The organism is Vibrio sp. 10N.222.49.C9 (assembly GCF_041474985.1).
Lineage (GTDB): Bacteria > Pseudomonadota > Gammaproteobacteria > Enterobacterales > Vibrionaceae > Vibrio > Vibrio crassostreae_C.
Genome location: NZ_JBFRVD010000356.1, coordinates 1 through 299, shown reverse-complemented (window position 1 = coordinate 299; position 299 = coordinate 1). Strand labels below are relative to the sequence as shown.

Annotated in this window: 1 protein-coding gene; it reads right to left on the bottom strand. The window is 48.2% G+C overall.

Annotation, left to right across the window (positions count from 1 at the left end; all coding sequences use genetic code 11):
• The coding region (locus AB4585_RS23485) for an aldehyde dehydrogenase family protein (RefSeq protein WP_372171185.1) at nucleotides 1–299 on the bottom strand (299 nt) is incomplete at both ends.

Below are 299 nucleotides of genomic sequence, written 5' to 3'. Positions count from 1 at the left end.
CGGGAAGGCCGGATTTCTTCAACATGTCCGCTAGCATCAAGGACACACTTGGGTCTTTTTCTGAAGGTTTTAGAATAAAGCTGTTACCACAAGCCAGTGACACCGGAATCATCCAAAGTGGCACCATCACAGGGAAGTTGAACGGCGTAATACCTACGCACACCCCTACAGGTTGCATCATGGAATAACTGTCAATCTCACGACCGACATTCAGAGAATGTTCTCCTTTCAAAAGGTGCGGGATCCCACAGGCAAACTCCACCACTTCTAAACCACGGGTTAATTCGCCCAAAGCATCA